Source organism: Burkholderia sp. BCC1047 (assembly GCF_902833155.1).
GTDB classification, from domain to species: domain Bacteria; phylum Pseudomonadota; class Gammaproteobacteria; order Burkholderiales; family Burkholderiaceae; genus Burkholderia; species Burkholderia sola.
Window position 1 is genome coordinate 1 of record NZ_CADFEH010000028.1, and the last position, 17,466, is coordinate 17,466.

Annotated in this window: 15 protein-coding genes; 4 read left to right on the forward strand and 11 right to left on the reverse strand. The window is 65.4% G+C overall.

All coding sequences use genetic code 11. From position 1 onward, the window contains the following. The first annotated feature begins 232 nt into the window (after nucleotides 1-232). Nucleotides 233-1,444: a S53 family peptidase gene (locus HWX55_RS25470; protein ID WP_175977717.1), complete on the forward strand. Its 1,212-nt coding sequence runs from the start codon at nucleotides 233-235 to the stop codon at nucleotides 1,442-1,444. Nucleotides 1,445-1,481: 37 nt separating this feature from the next. Here the strand turns inward: HWX55_RS25470 and HWX55_RS25475 are convergent, their stop codons facing one another. The 3 genes from HWX55_RS25475 to HWX55_RS25485 all read right to left on the reverse strand — a co-directional run bounded on the left by HWX55_RS25475 (nucleotide 1,482) and on the right by HWX55_RS25485 (nucleotide 3,511). Continuing rightward, nucleotides 1,482-2,351 (reverse strand): Sir2 family NAD-dependent protein deacetylase, encoded by an 870-nt coding sequence (locus HWX55_RS25475; protein WP_175977718.1) that lies wholly within the window; start codon nucleotides 2,349-2,351, stop codon nucleotides 1,482-1,484. Between the two features lie 183 nt (nucleotides 2,352-2,534). After that, the gene (locus HWX55_RS25480; RefSeq protein WP_175977719.1) at nucleotides 2,535-2,915 is read right to left on the reverse strand and encodes a DUF4406 domain-containing protein; all 381 of its coding nucleotides are present in this window, start codon (nucleotides 2,913-2,915) and stop codon (nucleotides 2,535-2,537) included. Further along, nucleotides 2,912-3,511 carry an NUDIX domain-containing protein gene (locus HWX55_RS25485; RefSeq protein ID WP_175977720.1) on the reverse strand — a complete coding sequence of 200 codons (600 nt, stop codon included), beginning with the start codon at nucleotides 3,509-3,511 and terminating at the stop codon, nucleotides 2,912-2,914. Before HWX55_RS25485 ends, HWX55_RS25480 begins: the two co-directional genes overlap by 4 nt. 81 nt (nucleotides 3,512-3,592) lie before the next feature. Between HWX55_RS25485 and HWX55_RS25490 the strand changes: the two genes are divergently transcribed. Then, complete coding sequence (locus HWX55_RS25490) at nucleotides 3,593-4,348, forward strand: DeoR/GlpR family DNA-binding transcription regulator (protein ID WP_175977721.1); 756 nt, start codon at nucleotides 3,593-3,595, stop codon at nucleotides 4,346-4,348. A gap of 40 nt (nucleotides 4,349-4,388) precedes the next feature. Here HWX55_RS25490 and scpB read toward each other — a convergent pair whose 3' ends face one another. The 3 genes from scpB to HWX55_RS25505 all read right to left on the reverse strand — a co-directional run bounded on the left by scpB (nucleotide 4,389) and on the right by HWX55_RS25505 (nucleotide 7,803). Further along, nucleotides 4,389-5,198, reverse strand: coding sequence for a methylmalonyl-CoA decarboxylase (gene scpB, locus HWX55_RS25495; protein ID WP_175977722.1), 810 nt, complete (start codon nucleotides 5,196-5,198; stop codon nucleotides 4,389-4,391). After that, complete coding sequence (locus HWX55_RS25500; RefSeq protein WP_175977723.1) at nucleotides 5,195-6,418, reverse strand: CaiB/BaiF CoA-transferase family protein; 1,224 nt, start codon at nucleotides 6,416-6,418, stop codon at nucleotides 5,195-5,197. Before HWX55_RS25500 ends, scpB begins: the two co-directional genes overlap by 4 nt. A 62-nt stretch (nucleotides 6,419-6,480) precedes the next feature. Then, complete coding sequence (locus tag HWX55_RS25505) at nucleotides 6,481-7,803, reverse strand: MFS transporter (protein ID WP_175977724.1); 1,323 nt, start codon at nucleotides 7,801-7,803, stop codon at nucleotides 6,481-6,483. 191 nt (nucleotides 7,804-7,994) lie between these two features. Here HWX55_RS25505 and HWX55_RS25510 point away from each other — a divergent pair, with 191 nt between their 5' ends. Further along, nucleotides 7,995-8,945: a LysR substrate-binding domain-containing protein gene (locus HWX55_RS25510; protein ID WP_175977725.1), complete on the forward strand. Its 951-nt coding sequence runs from the start codon at nucleotides 7,995-7,997 to the stop codon at nucleotides 8,943-8,945. 55 nt (nucleotides 8,946-9,000) lie between these two features. After that, nucleotides 9,001-9,627, forward strand: coding sequence for a LysE family transporter (locus HWX55_RS25515; protein ID WP_175977726.1), 627 nt, complete (start codon nucleotides 9,001-9,003; stop codon nucleotides 9,625-9,627). 3 nt (nucleotides 9,628-9,630) lie between these two features. On the opposite strand, the gene HWX55_RS25520 is transcribed toward HWX55_RS25515, so the two are convergent. The 5 genes from HWX55_RS25520 to HWX55_RS25540 form a co-directional block, all read right to left on the reverse strand. Next, nucleotides 9,631-10,803, reverse strand: coding sequence for an enolase C-terminal domain-like protein (locus HWX55_RS25520; protein WP_175977727.1), 1,173 nt, complete (start codon nucleotides 10,801-10,803; stop codon nucleotides 9,631-9,633). A gap of 340 nt (nucleotides 10,804-11,143) precedes the next feature. Then, complete coding sequence (locus HWX55_RS25525; protein WP_006496617.1) at nucleotides 11,144-11,488, reverse strand: cupin domain-containing protein; 345 nt, start codon at nucleotides 11,486-11,488, stop codon at nucleotides 11,144-11,146. Between the two features lie 337 nt (nucleotides 11,489-11,825). After that, nucleotides 11,826-12,902, reverse strand: coding sequence for an Imm72 family immunity protein (locus tag HWX55_RS25530; protein ID WP_175977728.1), 1,077 nt, complete (start codon nucleotides 12,900-12,902; stop codon nucleotides 11,826-11,828). Beyond that, nucleotides 12,899-14,371 (reverse strand): hypothetical protein, encoded by a 1,473-nt coding sequence (locus HWX55_RS25535; RefSeq protein WP_124556086.1) that lies wholly within the window; start codon nucleotides 14,369-14,371, stop codon nucleotides 12,899-12,901. Before HWX55_RS25535 ends, HWX55_RS25530 begins: the two co-directional genes overlap by 4 nt. Next, complete coding sequence (locus HWX55_RS25540) at nucleotides 14,368-17,139, reverse strand: type VI secretion system Vgr family protein (protein WP_175977729.1); 2,772 nt, start codon at nucleotides 17,137-17,139, stop codon at nucleotides 14,368-14,370. Before HWX55_RS25540 ends, HWX55_RS25535 begins: the two co-directional genes overlap by 4 nt. Nucleotides 17,140-17,466: the final 327 nt, after the last annotated feature.

A 17,466-nucleotide genomic window follows, 5' to 3' on the forward strand; every position in this document is an offset into this window, starting at 1 on the left:
TGCCGATGATTTGTTCTTCGGTGAATCGCTTTTTCATTGCCGTTCCTCTCTGGAACGGACTCTACACCGTCACCGTACTAAACGCGGGGAGCAGGTCACTTGTCCCATCGAGGTTCCACGTACTTTCCCTTATCAGACATTCCCGTATCCGGTCGGTATTCGATGTCGTTATCGTCGTCGATTTCGTAGAATTGTTTCGCCACCCTACTCCATCGACATGGAGACTCGAAAAATGAACAATATCCGCCTGTCATCCATGTTGATCCCGGCGCTGTGCGCGTCGCTGCTCGCGTCGGGCGTCGCGCTCGCCGACGGCAACGGGCCGCCGTCCTACGTCGAAGGCAACCGCGCACCGAAAGGATTCGCGCGCCCGCCGTTCCACACGAAGCCGCGCGCGAGCACCGCCACGATCGCCGGCCTCACGCCGGCGCTCGCGCGGCATGCCTACGGGATCGACGCGATCGCGAACCAGGGCGACGGGATGGTCGTCGCGATCGTCGACGCATATGACGACCCGAAGATCGAAGCCGATCTCGGCGTGTTCAGCACTGCGTTCTCGCTGCCGGCCTGCACGTCGTCGAACGGCTGTTTCACCAAGGTGTATGCCCACGGTGCGCGGCCCAAGCCCAATGCAGGCTGGTCGCTCGAGATCTCGCTCGACGTCGAATGGGTGCATGCGATCGCGCCGAAGGCGAAGATCGTGCTCGTCGAGGCGGCATCGGCCAGCTTCAGCGACCTGATGGCCGCGGTCGACGTCGCGGTCAAGCGCGGCGCGTCGGTCGTGTCGATGAGTTTCGGCGGCAACGAATTCAGCAGCGAGACCGGCTTCGACAGCCACTTCAACGTACCGGGCGTCACGTTCGTCGCGTCGTCCGGCGACAGCGGCACGGGCACCGAATACCCGGCCGCGTCGCCTTACGTGGTGTCCGTCGGCGGCACGACGCTGTCGTCCGATACGGCCGGCAATTACATCGGCGAGGCGGCGTGGAGCGGCAGCGGCGGTGGTGTGAGCAGCGTCGAGGCCGAGCCGGCCGGCCAGACTGCGTGGCCGATTCCGGTGGCCGGCAAGCGCGGCGTGCCGGATGTCAGTTACGACGCGAATCCGTCCAGCGGTTTCGCGGTGTACGACTCGGTCACCTATCAGGGGCAGGCCGGCTGGTTCCAGGTCGGCGGCACGAGCGCGGGCGCGCCGCAATGGGCAGCGCTCGTCGCGATCGCGAATTCGCTGCGCACGGCGGCCGGCAAGACATCGTTGAGCGGCGCCTACGACACGCTCTATGCGGTCGGCAAAACCGCGTACGGCAGCGACTTCCACGACGTGACGACCGGGTCCAACGGCAATTGCGGCAGCGTCTGCAACGCGGCGGGCGGCTACGACTACGTGACGGGCCTCGGTTCGCCGATCGCGCCGGCGCTCGTGCAGGCGCTCGTCGCGCGGCCGTAATCGCGCGGCCCCGGCCGGTCGGCTCGTGGCGCGCGGCTCAGCCGCCGCGCCATGCGCGGTCGAGTGCGTTCAGCGTCGCCAGCGCACCGCCCTTCAGCCCGATCACGTCCGCCCGGCGCGCATGCGCGTCGCGCGCGTTGATGCGGATCACGTCGGCGCCGAGGCGTTCACTCAGCAAGCGCACGGTCGGAATCGCGGTGCCCGCGCCGATCTCCACCACGGCGACGCGCCCGGCCTGCGCAATCCAGTCTTCGAGCGCGCGTTCCTGCGCGTCGTAGCGCGCACCGAGCCAGCCGGTGTCGCCGAACATCAAGATGTTGGGCCGCGCGAGACCGCCGCAGCGCGGGCAGCGCGGCATGTCGCCAACGAGGCGGCACGTCGCTTCGTCGACCTCCGGCACGAACGGCGCCGCGTCCCACGTGTCGTCCGTGCACGGGCGCAGGCACTGCATCGCATGAATCGAGCCGTGGATCTCGACGATGCGCGCCGGATCGAAACCGGCCTTCTGGAACTGGCCGTCGACGTTGCTCGTCAGCACGAAGCCGCCGTTCGGCATCGCGTCGATCCAGCGGCGCAGGATCGCGAAGCCCGCATGCGGCGCCGTCGCGCGGTAGAGCGCGAGACGGTGCCCGTAGAAGCCCCACGCGAGCGCCGCACGCGCACGAAACGCGTGCGGCGACGCGATCTCGTGGAATTCGAAACGCTCGCGGCGCAGCGCCGGATACGCGCGCCAGAAACCGTCCGTCCCGCGAAAATCGGGTAGCCCGGAATCGACGCCGATGCCCGCGCCGGCCGTGACGAGCGATGCGTCGGCGCGCGCGAGTGCGGCGACGGCGGACGCGACGAGCTCGGCGGGAAGCGGCGCGGCGGCGGAGTCGGCGGGATCTGCGGGACCGGAAAGCGGCATGATGGGAAAGCGGTGGCGTCGAACGTTGCGCGAGTGGCGTGGCGATCATACGCCGGTTCGGGCGTCGCGCCGCATCGGCGACGCAACTGTGTAGCGCTGCGCCCGTGCGGCGACCGGCAATGCAATGGCCCGCCGTCCGCAAGCGCCGCACCGGCGATATCGCGACGCGGCGCCCACGCTTGCTTAGTGAGCCGATTCGTCCTGCGCAACCGGGATCTCGTCGACCGCGAAATAGACCGGCTTGCCGAGTTGCCGCGCGAGCGCGACGTCCGCATCCGCCCCGCGCGACGCGCCGCCGATGCGCAGCACCGCATCGCAGCGTCGCAGCAGCCGGTGCGCGGCCGGATACAGGAACGTTTCGCCGATCGCGTCGCCCAGTTGCGTCGACCCGGCCGCGGCCGCGAGCGGCAACGACACCCATTCGCCGATCATCGGCACGTGCCCGCGGCGATACACGGCGAGCGCCGCCGCTTCCAGCCGGTGCAGGTTCGCGGCGATGCGCGCGGGGTCGCCGTCCGTGCCGCTGCGATACGGGCCGGCGACCAGCACGAGCCGCGGCGTCATGCGGCGCATGCGCCCGCGGTTTCCCGCAGCGCGACGTACTGCAGCAGCATGATCGTCTTCGCGTCGACGATCTCGCCGCGCTCGACCGCGTCCAGCGCCGCCTGCAGCGGCATCTCGACGACCTCCAGATCCTCGCCCTCTTCCGCGACGCCGCCGCCCGCGCCGGTGCGCAGCGACGCATCGTATTCGCCGACGAAGAAATGCAGCTTCTCCGTCACGGAACCCGGGCTCATGAACGCCTCGAACACCTTGCGCACGCCGCGCACGCGATAGCCGGTCTCCTCCTCGGCCTCCGCGCGGATGCGCGCCTCGGGCGTTGCGTCGTCGAGCAGCCCGGCGGCCGCTTCGAGCAGCATGCCGTCGTGTCCGCTCACGAACGCCGGCATCCGAAACTGGCGCGTCAGCAGCACGTCGCCCGTTTCGGCATGACGCAGCAGGATCGTCGCGCCGTTGCCGCGGTCGTAGGTCTCGCGGCTCAGGCGCTGCCACGTGCCGTCGCGGCGCAGGAAATCGAACGTCACCTTGCGCAGCACATACCAGTCGTCGGACAGCACCGTCGTATCGACGATGCGCACCCGCTCCCGCGTTGCAGCCATTGCAGCCTCCGGTTCGACAAAGGACGGCGCCCATGGTAACGTGCAGATTCGTGCAATTTCAAGAAATTTCATGCAAACACGATGCTGACGACGCAACGCAAGAAGGCGATCCTCGACGCGCTCGCGCGCGACGGCCAGGTACTGGCCGCCGAGCTGAGCGTGCAATTCGGCGTGTCCGAAGACACGGTGCGCCGCGACCTGCGCGAGCTCGCGGCCGAAGGGCTGTTGCAGCGCGTGCACGGCGGCGCGCTGCCGGCGTCGCCGGCCGTCGCGCCGTTCGCGCAGCGCGAGGCGCTCGAAACCACGGAGAAGCGGCGCATCGCACGGCGGGCCGCGCAGATGATTGCGCCCGGGCAGGTGGCGATCGTCGACGGCGGCACGACCTCCGCGCTGCTCGTCGGCCAGTTGCCGGCCGACCTGCGCGCGACGATCGTCACGCACAGCCCGAGCGTCGCGGTCGCGCTCGCCGCGCATCCGTCGATCGACGTGATCCTGATCGGCGGGCGGCTCTACAAGCATTCGATCGTCGCGGTCGGTGCGGCGGCGATGGAAGGCATCGCGCGCATTCACGCGGACCTCTACTTCATGGGCGTCACGGGCGTGCATCCGGTCGCCGGCCTGAGCACCGGCGATTTCGAGGAAGCGGCGATCAAGCGCGCGCTGGCCGAACGCGCGGCCGAGACGGTCGTGCTCGCGTCGCAGTCGAAATTGCGCGCGGCATCGCAGTTCGTGATCGGCGACATCACGCTGGCGCAGACGGTCGTCGTCGAAAAGGAAACCGACGCCGCGCTGACGAAGCCGATCGAGGCCGCGGGTGTGACGGTGGTGCGCGCGTAATGCACGCCGCCGCCGTCACATCGACACCCCGCCTGCTCGCCTAAACGCCGCGAAACACCGGCGCGCGGCGCGCCGCGAACGCACGCAACCCTTCGTCGAAATCCGCGCCTTCGCACGCCTGCCGACGCAACTCGGCGATCCGCTCGAACGCGTCGGCCGGCAACGGCCGCGCGTCCTGCAGCACGCGCAGTTGCTCCTTCACCGCGTGCACCGCGAGCGGCGCCTTCGCGGCGATCGTGCGCGCGACGTCGAGCGCCGCATCGTCGACCCCGCCCGCATCAGCCAGCCGGTTCACGAGCCCGTGATGCGCGGCGCGCTCCGCATCGAGCGGCTGCGCGCAGAAGAACATTTCCTTCAGCACGTGAGTCGGCAGGTTGTCGTAGAAGCGCAGCAGGCCGCTCGTCGAATACGGCAGGCCGATGTTCGCGGGTGTCATCGCGAAACGCGCGTCGCGCGCCGCCACGACGAGATCGCAGCTCATCACGAGATCGACCGCCCCGCCCCACGCCGACCCGGCCACCGCCGCGACCACCGCGCCGGGATAGGTCCGCACGCGCCGCAGTGCGCGTTCGAGCGGCTTGCCGTACGCAAGCGGATCGCGATCGTCGGCCAGTTCGCGCAGATCGTGCCCCGCGCTCCACACGTCGCCGCTACCGTCGTTCGACAGGATTACGACGGGCGGCGGACGGTGGGCGGCCAACGCATCGAGGTGCGCGACGAGCGCATCGAGCAATGGCGCGTCAAGCGCATGCCGTCGCGCCGGGTTCGCGAACCGCACGCGCGCGATCCGCTCGCCGATCAGGTCGACCGTCACCGTCGACGCCCCTTCGTGTTTCGCCATGTCGGTCATTGCACGGCCTCCGCCACCGCATCCGCCTGGAAGACCGTGCGGCCGGCCAGCAGCGCGTCGATCGCGTCGTCGCCGTAGCCGGCTTCGCGCAGCACGTCGACCGTATGCTCGCCGAGCAGCGGCGGCGCATGGCGCGTGCGCGGCGCCGGCAGGTCGTCGCCCATCCCGCCGAGCGGCGTGACGATCTGGCGCAGCGTGCCGAGCATCGGATGCGCGACCGGCTCGACCAGCCCGCACTGCGCGAGCTGCGGATCGTCGAACACTTCGTCGAGTGTGTTGATCGGCCCGGCCGGCAGCCCGGCCTCGACGAACCGTTGCGTCCATTCGCGCTTGCCGCGTGTGCGCAGCCGGCTTTCGAGCAACACCTTGAGTTCGTCGCGATGCGCGACGCGCGCATCGTTGGTCGCAAAGCGCGGATCGTCCGGTAGCTCGGGCAGATCGAGCAACCGGCACAGCCGCAGCCACATGTCGGTCGTGATCGGCGCGAGATTGAGCGGGCCGTCGGCCGTCTCGAACACGCCGTACGGCGCGATTACCGCATGCGCGTTGCCGGTGCGGCGCGGCACGTCGCCGAGGCTCAGGTAGCGTTGCCCGTGCACGCTCAGCAGCGCGACGAGGCTTTCGAGCAGCGACGTGCCGACATGCTGGCCGCGCCCGGTGCGCTCGCGCTCGAACAGCGCGGCCGTCACGCCGGTCGCGACCCACATCCCCGAGCTCAGATCGCCGATCGCGGTGCCCGTGCGGGTCGGCTCGCCATCAGGGAAACCGGTGAGACTCATCAGCCCCGCATAGCCCTGCGCGATCTGGTCGAAGCCCGGCCAGTCGCGCAGCGGGCCGCGCGGACCGAACGCGGTGACGCTGCCCATCACGAGCCGCGGGTCGCGCGTGCTCAGCGCGGCGTAGCCGAGTCCCATCGCGTCCATCGTGCCGGCCTTGAAGTTCTCGATCACGACGTCGGCCTGTGCGATCAGCCGTCGCACGACGTCGAGGCCGGCCGGCTGCCGGAAGTCCACGCAGATGCCGCGCTTGTTGCGGTTGCAGGACAGGTAGTACGTGCTCACGCCGCGATCGAACGGCCCCCACGCGCGGCTCATGTCGCCGTGCGGCCCCGACTCGACCTTGATCACATCGGCGCCGAGATCGGCGAGCACCATCGAGCAGAACGGCCCCGACAGCGCGCGACTCAGATCGACGACCCTGATTCCTGTTAATGCCTGCATTCCGGACTCCTGATATTGATGGATATGTCTCGTCTTGTTTCCGAACGACCGCGGCATGCCGCTCATTCGGGCAGCGTCTGATGCCGCGTTTCGACTGCGAACGGCAGGATCAGGATGCCGAGCCCGAACACGGCCGCGGTCCATGCGACCGGCACGCCGAGCGATCCGTACCCGTGAATCGCGGCGCCGAGCAGGAAATTCACGCCTGCGCCGATGAAGCGGCCGACCGACGCGTTGAACGCGAACGCGGTGGCCCGCACGCGCGTCGGATATTGCTCGGGCAGCCACAGCGAGAAGATCGCGAAGTTGCCGCCGAAGAAGCCGAGGGACGCGAGCGACACCATGAACGCGGCGAGCCCGTTCGGCTGGTAGAACGCCCAGCCGAACGCGAACACGATCGAGCCGGCCATCCCCGCGAAATACACGCCGAGCGCGGTACGCCGGCCGACCCGTTCCGACAGCCACGGCGCCACCAGGCAGCCGGCGATCGTCGCGCACGACAGGATCGCCGCGCCGATCGACGCAAGCCGCAACGCGCCGACGTGATCGATGCCCACGCGTGTCGCCAGCGTGGTGACCGCGCTCGCCTCGTAGACGGAACCGGCCCACAACCCGACGATCGCGACGCCGACGAGGCTCGCGCTCGTCAGCGTGCGGCGCACGAACGCCGGCGCGAAGATCTCGCGCAGCGGATGCGCGCGCCGCGCGTCGGCCACGTCGCCGTCGCGCGCGTCGTGCCGGCGCCACTGCCCCGGCTCCTTCACGCGCATCACCGTGAACACCGCGAGCAGCGCGGGCGCCAGCCCGCACAGGAACATCGCGCGCCAGCCATAGGTCGCGCCGATCGTGTAGTTCAGGCAGGCCGCGATGAAGAAGCCGAAGTAGTAGCCCGTCTGCAGGTAGCCGGCGCCCATCTTGCGACGGTCTTCCGGCCAGCTCTCGGCGACGTAGGTGCCGGCGAGCGCCCATTCGCCGCCGACGCCGATCCCGGCGATCAGCCGGCACGCGGCCAGCGCCCATACGTCGTGCACGAACGCGGCCGCGCCGGTGAACACCGAATAGATCAGGATGCTCGCCGCGAGCGTGCGCACGCGGCCGAAGCGGTCGGCGAGCGGTCCCCAGACGAACGACAGCCCCCAGCCGATCAGGAACAGCGCGAACAGGATCGAGCCGTACATCCCCAGGTTCGCGGGCGTCGACGCGATGCCGGACGCCGGCAGCAGTTCGGTCAGCGCCGGAATCAGCACGAGCGCGTAGATCACCGAATCCACGCCGTCGAGCACCCAGCCCGCGTACACGGCCCAGAAGCCCTTGACCTGCTCGCGCGTGAGCGGCGTGCGCCGCGGCTTCGCGCCGGCCGCCGGCGCGTCGATCGCCTTGAACATCTTCGTCTCCTTGCCGGCGGGGCCGGCTCATTCGCCGCGGCCGGTCCGGGATGGCCGGCAGTCGGGCTCTTTTGTGAGACGAGTATAGAAACGCCATCGATCGCCGAAAAATATGATATTCATCTCGCTCGATCGGATTGGCTTATGGCTCGAATCGAGCGCGATTCGAACTTGAATCGGAGGCGGCGGCGATGGACTTGAGACAGTTGCGCTATTTCGTGAAGGTCGTCGAATGCGGCAACGTCACGCACGCAAGCGAGGCGCTGCACGTCGCGCAGCCGGCGGTGAGCCAGCAGATGCGCAATCTCGAACAGGATCTCGGGATGCAGTTGCTCGAACGAAGCGTGCGCGGCGTCGCGCCGACGGCCGCGGGCCGCACGCTGTATCGGCACGCGCTCGAACTGCTGCGCCAGGCCGACGGCACGCGCGAACTGCTGCGCCGCGACGCCGACACGCCGCAGGGCCGCGTGACCGTCGGCATGCCGTCGAGCACCGCGCGCGTGCTGGCCATTCCGCTCGCCCGCGCGGTGCGCGACCGCTATCCGGGCATCATGCTGGAGCTGATCGAAGCGCCGAGCGCCGATCTCGACACGCTGCTCGAACGCGCGCGGCTCGATCTCGCGATCGTCGTCGATGCGGTCGACACGCGCGGCATCGCGATCCACCGGCTGCTGACGGAAACGCTGTACCTGATCACGTGGCCCGGCTTCCCGGTGCCGGACGCCCCCGTGCCGCTCGACGCGATCGCGCGGATGCCGCTCGTGCTGCCGAGCGCGCCGAACACGATCCGCAACCGCGTCGACTGGGCGATGCGCGAGGCCGGGCTGTCGTACGAGATCAGTTTCGAGGCGAGTTCGACCGGGCTGCTGTTCGCGGCCGTGATGGCGCAGCTCGGCGTGACGATCCTGCCGTGGACGGCCGCGCACGTCGAGATCGAGGAACGCAAGCTCAAGCTGTCGACGGTCGCGCACCGGCTGTTCGCGCGCGACCTGTCGCTGTGCTGGCACGACACGGCGCTCGTCAGCAACGCGGTGCAGAAGGTAAAGGCCGAAATCGTCCGGCTGTTCGATACGCTCGGGCAGCGGCCGGAGTGGGCGGCCGGCCGGGCATTGACATTGACAACGCCCCGCGACACCCCTTAACGTTGCTTCCATCGTAACCATCACCGGTTCAGCTTAAGAGGTTGTCGGCCCGCTCGTGCTCGACACCTCTGCCTTCCTCGAAGGCCTGCTGCTTGGCGCAGGCCTGTTCACGTCGGTCGGTCCCAAGGACACCTTCGTCATCAAACGCTCGATTTCGAGCCCTCACCTGCTCTCCATCGCCCTCGTCTGCGCGGGCAGCGACGCATTGCTGATCGTGCTCGGCGCGCGCGGGCTGTCGGCGTTGCTGTCGCGCCATCCCGGCGTGGTGTCGGCCGCGCTGTGGGCCGGCATCGCGTATCTCGCCGGCTACGGCCTGCTCGCGATGCGCTCGGCGATCGTCGGACGACAGCCTGAGCATATAGATGGCTCACGCGCCGGCAGCGAACCCACGCGGTCGCGGACGGTGCTCGCGACCGCCGCGGTTTCGTTGCTCAATCCGTATGCGTGGATCGATACGGTGCTGCTGCTCGGCACCATGGTCGTGAGTCACACGCCGTCTGCCCGCGCGCCGTTTGCGATCGGCGCGATGACCGCGTCGCTGGCGTGGTTCCTGATGCTCGTCTATGGCGCACGCGCGTGCCGTGCATGGTTTGCTCGCACGCTCGCATGGCGCGTGCTCGATGGCTTCGTCGCGGTGATGATGCTCGGCTTCGCGGTGCGATTCGCGATCGACGCGCTTTAGGCGTCAACCGCCGGATACCGATCCCGATATCGCGCGGAACGCGTCGTGCGCGTGAGCATGCAATTCGAATCCGATACCCGGCGCCTGCGGCACGCGTGCGTATCCCGCGTCGACGATTTCGCCATCGGCGAGTCCGCTGAACGGATGAAATGCGAACGGGCTGACTTCCGCCCCGCCGAGCCCGAGCGCCGCGACGACGTGCAGCGAGAACAGATGACCGGCGTGCGGCCAGAACGCGTCGCGCCGCCAGCCGCGCGACACGAAGTGATCGACGATCTGCAGATAGCCCGACAGCCCGTAGCTGTGCACGGGATCGAACACCAGCACGTCGCGGTCGGCACGCAGGCCGCCGTAACGGTCGAGCAGCTTCGCTTCCGCGAGCGAGAACAGCGCTTCGCCTGCCGCGATCGGCGATGCGTATCGCGTGGCGACGTCTGCCTGGAGCGGCAGGTCGAGCGAATCGCAGATGTCCTCGAACCACCAGAGATCGAACGGCGCAAGCATGTTTGCCGCCTCGTAGGCGGTCGTCGCGTCGTACGTGTTCATCGCGTCGACTGCGAGATGCGAAGGGCTGGCGAGCTGTGCGGCCGCGGCTTCGATGCGGCGCCGGTCCTGCTCGAAATCCGCGCCGCCGATCTTGATCTTCGCGTGCGTGTAGCCGAGATCGACGATCTGGCGCATCTCGTCCGACAGGCGCGTGAGATCGTCATGCGGATAGCGGTAGCCGCCGCCTGCGTACACGCGCACGCGTGGTGCTGCCGTGTATTGGAGACGGTCGGCGAGAAAGCGGTGCAGCGGCAGGTCGGCGATCTTCGCGGCGGCGTCCCAGATCGCCATGTCCAGCGTGCCGACCGCGACGCAGCGTTCGCCGTGCCCGCCCGGCTTCTCGCCGGCCATCATCGCGCGCCATGCGCGGAACGGGTCGAGGTTCGTGCCGGCTTCGTCGGCGAGTGAGTCGGCGGCAGCCAGCAGGCGCGGCGCGAACCGTTCGCGGATCAGGCCGCCCTGCGCGAAGCGGCCGATCGACGCGTAGCCGTAGCCCGTCACCGGGCGGCCGTCGCGCACGACGTCGGTAACGACCGCGACAACGCTTGTCGTCAGGCCGCCGGACGGAATGGTCGGATCGGCATAGCGGGACACGGGAATCGCGCGTTCGTGGATCGCGGTGATGCGCATGGTCGGGGCTCCGGAGGGGCGTCCGGCGCAGGCGGAAGGTTCATGCGCTGCAGCGGAAACGGTGGGCGGATCGCTGCATCTTAGGGGTTTGTGTGACGGCGTGCAGGACCGGTGGCGAGCGTCATCGTGTCGTCGCCGGACAACCGTGCGTTGAATTCGTCATGGGGTGCGGTCGGATAGCGGGAGCGCGCCAAGCGGGTGACCACGCTCGGCGCGTTGTTTCCGAACCGGGGGCGACTTTTATTGAGCCGGAATCCGCGCTCGCCCTTCCCGGCTTCGTGAACCGCGAAGACGTGGGGCGATGACGGTATGCTTCGGTTGGGTCGAATCGACCGCCCGCTCAGGCGAAGACGAAGTACTTGCGCACCGTCTCCACCACTTCCCACGTCCCTTTCATGCCGGGTTCGATCACGAACACGTCGCCGGCTTTCAGGTGCTGCGGCTCCTCGCCTTCCGGCGTGATGATGCAGTAGCCGTCGAGGAAGTGGCAGTACTCCCATTTCTCGTAATTCACCTCGAACTTGCCCGGCGTGCAGATCCAGGTGCCCATGATCTTGCTGCCGTCCTTCGAGACGTACGCGTTGAGGTTCACGGTGTGCGGATCGCCGCCAATGCGCTTCCACTTGGTCGCGTCAAGGACAGGCGTCGGGCAGGTTTTACGCAGAACGGTGATGAAATCGGACATGTCGGCTCCAGACTAACGATCGTATGAGAGACCTGTCACGTTAGTTCGAAAGCTTTAGCTGGGCTTGTATGCTTCCGACGCCGACTCGTCTATTTTCGACATTGACTGGCGTGCCGCCGCACGTTGCAATCGACGTGCTCGCATAGTGTCATTCGTTCACGGCCGAGATGCTGGGCTCGTGCCCGCTACCGTACGAGCGGCAGCACGCCATACCGGTAACCGCACAAACCATCTGCCCTGTTGCGTGGCACCTTGGCACTCCAGTTGAAGTTGCTTCTGCCAACGACGCACACCGATTCGCCGACGCCGAGCGACGGGCCCTTGTCCCAACCGCGACTCAATTGTCCGGCTGAGGATCTGAGTAATGCCAAATGACCATTCCCCATGCTGTGCGTTGAGGCCCTGGCATAGGCGTTCCGGCCTCGACATAAACCGAATCTTTGACGGCAGGGCTTTGCCAATAGCCGGCGCGCGGACAAGGCTCCCCGGGCAGAACACGTAGCCTGGGTTGCGCGACAGGCTTGGGGAAGTAGGTTTCCTCCTCTGTCGGAATGCTGCCGTCCCGATAACGCTTGTCTTCCCACAACAGCCGCCAGCGCACCACATGTTCGTCGTTGGTGCCTTCCAACAGGTACTTGTGGGCGATACTGCCCTTGAGAAAGTAGCTCGGACATCCAACCTTGCCAGCCGGAAACCATGGCTCCCAGATACCCTCGACAGGAATCTCCTGATCGCTGCAAACCTCGCCGCTTGCGGATTCGTTCTTGGGCGGACAGGGAGGAAGCGAGGCGGGATAGGTGCGACCGGGTGGCCAATATCGCCAAGCCGGAAGGGGTGCATCTTCGAACATGGATTCATAGGTCCAGTGCTCAAAAACGCGGGTCCCGCCGTCCGCACGTGTGCCGTATGCAAGCATCCCGGTAAAACCGAATCCGACCGTGCACTTGAGCGCGTAGCAAATCAATCTCTCGATCCACACTCCCTCCGCGAACCCAGTGGCATACACCGGGTCCGAAAAGTTGGTGTCCTTTAGTCCCAGTGAATGAAAAAACGGATCGTATTTACGACCGATTTCAAGCGCACTCCGTCCAAACAACAGGTCACCACCTTGCTGACTTCCTATAATCAGCGCGTCGTATGCTGCCCGTTTATCAAGACCTCGGCGCAATGCATCGATGCCCAGATCCATTTGCACCAGTGCCCCCAGGAAATCATGTATGTAGGCTTCCTCAAGCTCCACCTGATTGGGGCTCGGTGTATCCAGTTGTTGTGCGTACGCGCCGAGAAAGTCCCGATATAGTCCAACGGCGTATTCCAGGAACGTGAGGCTCGTCCATTTCTTGAGCAGATAAAACGCCTTTGCTCGCGCATCCTGTTCCTGCTCGGGGGTCATGGTCAAAATATTCAACATCATGGAGCCTGTTCGTCCGTCGATTGTTTGCCCGCATCGGCTACCGCTCTCCGCGCGTAACCTTCCTGTCTGATCTTGGCCGATCGCTCGCGCTCGGCCAGCATGAGCGCGCGCGCGGTTGCTTGATCGGGTAGCTTAACGTCGGTCCAATGCGTCCGAAGCGCCTTGAGTTGCCCGTTCGCAAGCTGCGCTTCTATCCATTTTTTCACGGGTGCATTGGAAGAGTGCTCAAAATCCACGAAGAATTGAAGGTCGCCTCCAACCAGCAAACGCATGGTGGCAACCTCTTTTTCGTTGTCCCATTGTTCAGCAATCCGCCCCTTCCATAGGCGCATCCCGTCCCATCCAGCTGGCACTTCGATGCCGAGCTTCTCCATCGCCTCGCGCGTCGGCACCTGCATCTTCACATAGCTGCCATTCATGCTCCAAGCGTGCTTGATCGCGCTTCGTATACGCCACCAAAGCCCGTTGGGAGCTAGGCTATCGGTCCAAAATTTGCCTGGAATTGTCCATGGCTTGTTCAGGTAACGAGTGTCGACCACACGAATCATCATCTGACCCGGTGCCTCAGTAATCGCTTCAAGCGGCACCTTGGCGCTGAACGTACCTATAGCCTCCCCTTCTTCCCAGTTGCGAAGGTCGGGCCACCCTTCTTTATGCACGTATTGCTTGACGGTCATCGGCTTGTGCCCCAAGCTTTTCGTGTCCTCCGCCAGATGAGCCAAGCGTGCCTCCTCGGTCATCGTCCGAGTCGTGCCGCCTCCCACCTTCACATCCGCCCAGGTGCCCTCGACCAGATGGCCCCGCACGCGCTCCAGCAAGCGCATCAGGTCCTTGAAGGCAAGCGCGATTTTCGTGTCTCCCAGCTTGCGCAGTTCCTCCAGCATCGGCAGCAGCTTCCGGATATAACTCGCCACCCGCGCCGGGATAACCGACCCGAGCCTGTTCAGAATAAAATTCAGCGCCTTGCCGATGCGATCCAGCAGCATGCCGAACGCGTTGCGAACGACAAACTGATACTTGCTGAAGTCCAGTTGCCTGAACCACTCCACTGCATTGCCAAACCCTGCCTTGCGGATCAGGGCCAGGATTTCCTGGCATAGCTTGACCAGATCTTCGGATTTGCTGACCGCTCGCATCAACAACTTGCCTATGCCCTTGAGCAAACCTCCGACCACCGGAACGACCGCGACAAGGCAAAGCACGAGCGCCACCCACTCCCACCCGTCGTCGCGAACCTTCGGGTCGTCGCACATGCGAAGCGCGATGGCGATCGCGTCGCGCGCCGCCGTAATTTCTCCGGCGACAGGGAACATGCTGATGACCGCATCGACGATGATGGCGCCCGTATTGCGCTTTTGCGAGAACTCCCCCGCGACCGCGCCGACGACGGTGTCGCCGACTGCAGTGGCGCCGCTCCACAGATAGTCGCCGACCTCGGATGCCGCCTGGCTGACCCAACTGCTGCTCATGCCCGACCTCCTTGCATCCGGTCCAGGGTGGCTTGCATGTCGAACTCGTCCCAATGAGCCTTGTAGCTGGGATTTTTCTCGGTCGCCTTGATTTCGTAGGGTCGGCTGTCCTCACCCAACTCGATGCGCCCCGGTCCTTGCGGAGCACCCGTCAGATCAGCCATGCCGTTGTTGTCGACGACGCCGGAGAAGGTGGCTCCGCTGTCGTAGTGGATGGTGAACTTGGCGCCCTGCACGGGCGTGTCGTCGTGGTAATGGTATTGCAGCGCTGCAGCACCGCGGGACGTTGGCGCAGGCGACAGCGGATAGTCGATCCGCGTCGGCCCGCTGAATGCATGCTGCGCCCCCTTCACATCGATCTTCCCAGGCGCGTGAATCTCGATGTTGCCGCCCTTGAGCCGGATATAGGCGCCCCCCGAGGTAAGTAGAATCTCCTGCTGCGCCGCCACCTCGATATTCTCGGTAGCCGACAGGACCTTGACGGCTTTCTGGGCCGTCACTTCGATAGTGTCCGAATGCGCCTGAACCTCGACCTTTCCCTTGGCCGCGATCAGTTTCATCCCGGCGTTTTGCACAAACAGGCTGATCTTCTCCGCCACACTCGCCACCAACGACTTCCCGCTGGCGATGAACGTGCTCTGGCCGCTCACCAGATTCGTTTGCTGATCGCTCGACACATGCACGGATGCCTGCGTCGACAGCGCGATACCGGAAGGACTCGCCACCAGCATGACGGGTGTCTTGAACGCGTTCACACTCCCGGCACCGCCTCCCGCCGTCCGCCCTCCCGACTGCGAGCCTTGCACGCTGCTTTGCGTCGCATCGGTAAACGTCTTCAGCGCGTCATGCCCCTCTCCCAGGCTTTCCGCCTGATGCATCGTGCTTACCTGCGACATTGCCTCGAACATGCTCTCGGCATTGACGAGCTGCTGTTGCGCTTCGCGAACGTCGAGCGACTGACTGTTCGCCGACTTCGGATACGTCGAAACATACAGCCCCTGCGAAGCCCGCACGGCGCCGTATGCATCCGTCCGCAGATCGAAGCCCGATCCGACATAAGCACCGCGTGTATTGCCGCTTTGTTCGATGAGATAGCCCAGATGCAGCAAACTATTTGCGCTGCTGCTCATTAACTGCACGCGGTTCTGGCCGGTCGCGTCGTCCATCACCATCTGGTTATAGCCGCTGCCGCCATACTCTTTCGAGCGATGGCCCGACAGGATCCCGTTGCTATGCCATTGCGGACTGACCGCACCGTTGTAGACGCGATGCAGCACGATCGGCCGATCACAATCGCCGCCGACATAGCCGACGATGACTTCCTCGCCGACTCGCGGAATATGCACGCCGCCGTAGCCGCCACCGGTATCCGATTGCGCTACTCTGACCCAACACGAAGCACCGGCATCTCCCGGGTTCTGCCGATCCCAGACGAACATCACTTTCACACGGTTCAATTCGTCGGTATGGACTTCTTCTCCCGGTGGCCCGACGACGATCGCTGTCTCGAGATGCATGTCGGGCTTCAAATGTTCGAACGGACTGCGATACGGAACCGTGGTGCGTTGGACTTCGACTTCGATCAAATAGAAGCCGGCCGAACCGTCATCGTGGTGGACGGACTCGCCCGCGTACCCCGCCTTCGCACGCTCCAGGTCGGCTTGCATGCTATGGGGAAAGCTGGTTTCCTGATTCGACAGCGGCAGGTTGTTCTCGATGTAGCGTCGAACCTTGATCGCAGCAAACTCGCGTTGCTCGGTCGAATCGCGATCGTGGTCCGGATGGCCCGTCAATCTGAAGCGCTGGCCGGCGTCGATGCCTCGCACGCCCCCCATCCCGACGAATCGCTTGGCGCGCGACTCCCATTCTTCCAGACGAATTCTCGAGAGCTGCTCACCTCGGTCATGACGTCCATAGGTGTAGGCGCCCGTGTATTCGTAGACTTCGGCCCGTTCCGGCAAATTTCCCTGACCGGCCTTCGTCGGCAACGTCGTACCGCTCGGGCTGTCGGCGGACGATGGCGCCTTGTAGTCAAACGTGCGGGTCGTATGGACGGTGCTTTGCAAAGTCCGCGAAGCCGCCCACTGCGTGAATGCATCCGTGTCGCTGCCGGTGCCCGATCTATTAAATCTGATCGGGTTGGGCGACACCTCGTCCAATGCATAAATATCATCGGTCACGACCAGCGTATGCGACTTGCCGTCCTCACCTTGGCGCCAAAAGCCGTACAGGCCCTCCTCTTCCATCAGCCGATGGACGAAATTCCAGTCGGTTTCGCTCTGACGGCAGTACGAACGCGAAGGCAGAGGCTTCGACAACGCAAACTGATACTGTCCACGCGCCTGCGGATGCGCATCGAATACGTCGGCGATGATGCGGTCGGCGCTATTGTCCTGCCAGTACCGCATATCGCGCCGAAATTTGAGGAAGTACATCCATGACGCGACGACCAGTTGATAGCTGGAAAGGCTACCGTCGTCGCCCAGCCTGCGGGCCGTGTGGATATAACCGTTGACTGGCAGATAAGACCGGTTCGCCTGCTGAATCCAAAGCGTCATCGGTTGAGCGATCAATGCCTTGAGTTCGATGTCGCCTGCCGTGGATACCATGTCGAGCGTGACGCTGAAGTCGCGACCGAGCTCGGAACAAGTCACGACCCGGCGCGGTATGAGCGCGTTGTCCGGCAACGACGGGATGTCCGTCTTGAGCAAGCGGTCTTGCTGGATCAGGCCACCACGAATTGCCTGAGCGAATTCAGTCATGTTCATGCGTTATCCATCTTCTTATTTGTTGCAAGCCTAAGGATGGCTTGCGCTCTCACGAGGACGGCTCCCCGGTTTTGTCGGCGGAATTGTAGCGGAGCCGGCAAGTCATGAGAACGTAGCCCGCTGAGGCCAGCAATTTATCGAACCCGGCGTTCAAGCACGAATCGCTTGAAGAGGCGTATTCGACTCATCCGTTGGGCCGTTGAGATTCGGCCCCGATGCGACAGCGCGCCGAAGGAATGTGCGTTCCGGCTGATTGTGGATCGCGTGAATAGCGAGGCGCTCACCCGACACGGCCGGCGACGCCACCGCTCCTGCATCGAGCCATGC

Coding starts and splice junctions, on each gene's coding strand:
- HWX55_RS25525 (WP_006496617.1), bottom strand. CDS start 11,488: ATGTCCGATTTCATCACCGTTCTGCGTAAAACCTGCCCGACGCCTGTC.
- HWX55_RS25540 (WP_175977729.1), bottom strand. CDS start 17,139: ATGAACATGACTGAATTCGCTCAGGCAATTCGTGGTGGCCTGATCCAG.
- HWX55_RS25475 (WP_175977718.1), bottom strand. CDS start 2,351: ATGCCGCTTTCCGGTCCCGCAGATCCCGCCGACTCCGCCGCCGCGCCG.
- HWX55_RS25505 (WP_175977724.1), bottom strand. CDS start 7,803: ATGTTCAAGGCGATCGACGCGCCGGCGGCCGGCGCGAAGCCGCGGCGC.
- HWX55_RS25510 (WP_175977725.1), top strand. CDS start 7,995: ATGGACTTGAGACAGTTGCGCTATTTCGTGAAGGTCGTCGAATGCGGC.
- HWX55_RS25530 (WP_175977728.1), bottom strand. CDS start 12,902: ATGATGTTGAATATTTTGACCATGACCCCCGAGCAGGAACAGGATGCG.
- HWX55_RS25535 (WP_124556086.1), bottom strand. CDS start 14,371: ATGAGCAGCAGTTGGGTCAGCCAGGCGGCATCCGAGGTCGGCGACTAT.
- HWX55_RS25480 (WP_175977719.1), bottom strand. CDS start 2,915: ATGACGCCGCGGCTCGTGCTGGTCGCCGGCCCGTATCGCAGCGGCACG.
- HWX55_RS25485 (WP_175977720.1), bottom strand. CDS start 3,511: ATGGCTGCAACGCGGGAGCGGGTGCGCATCGTCGATACGACGGTGCTG.
- HWX55_RS25500 (WP_175977723.1), bottom strand. CDS start 6,418: ATGCAGGCATTAACAGGAATCAGGGTCGTCGATCTGAGTCGCGCGCTG.
- HWX55_RS25520 (WP_175977727.1), bottom strand. CDS start 10,803: ATGCGCATCACCGCGATCCACGAACGCGCGATTCCCGTGTCCCGCTAT.
- HWX55_RS25490 (WP_175977721.1), top strand. CDS start 3,593: ATGCTGACGACGCAACGCAAGAAGGCGATCCTCGACGCGCTCGCGCGC.
- HWX55_RS25470 (WP_175977717.1), top strand. CDS start 233: ATGAACAATATCCGCCTGTCATCCATGTTGATCCCGGCGCTGTGCGCG.
- scpB (WP_175977722.1), bottom strand. CDS start 5,198: ATGACCGACATGGCGAAACACGAAGGGGCGTCGACGGTGACGGTCGAC.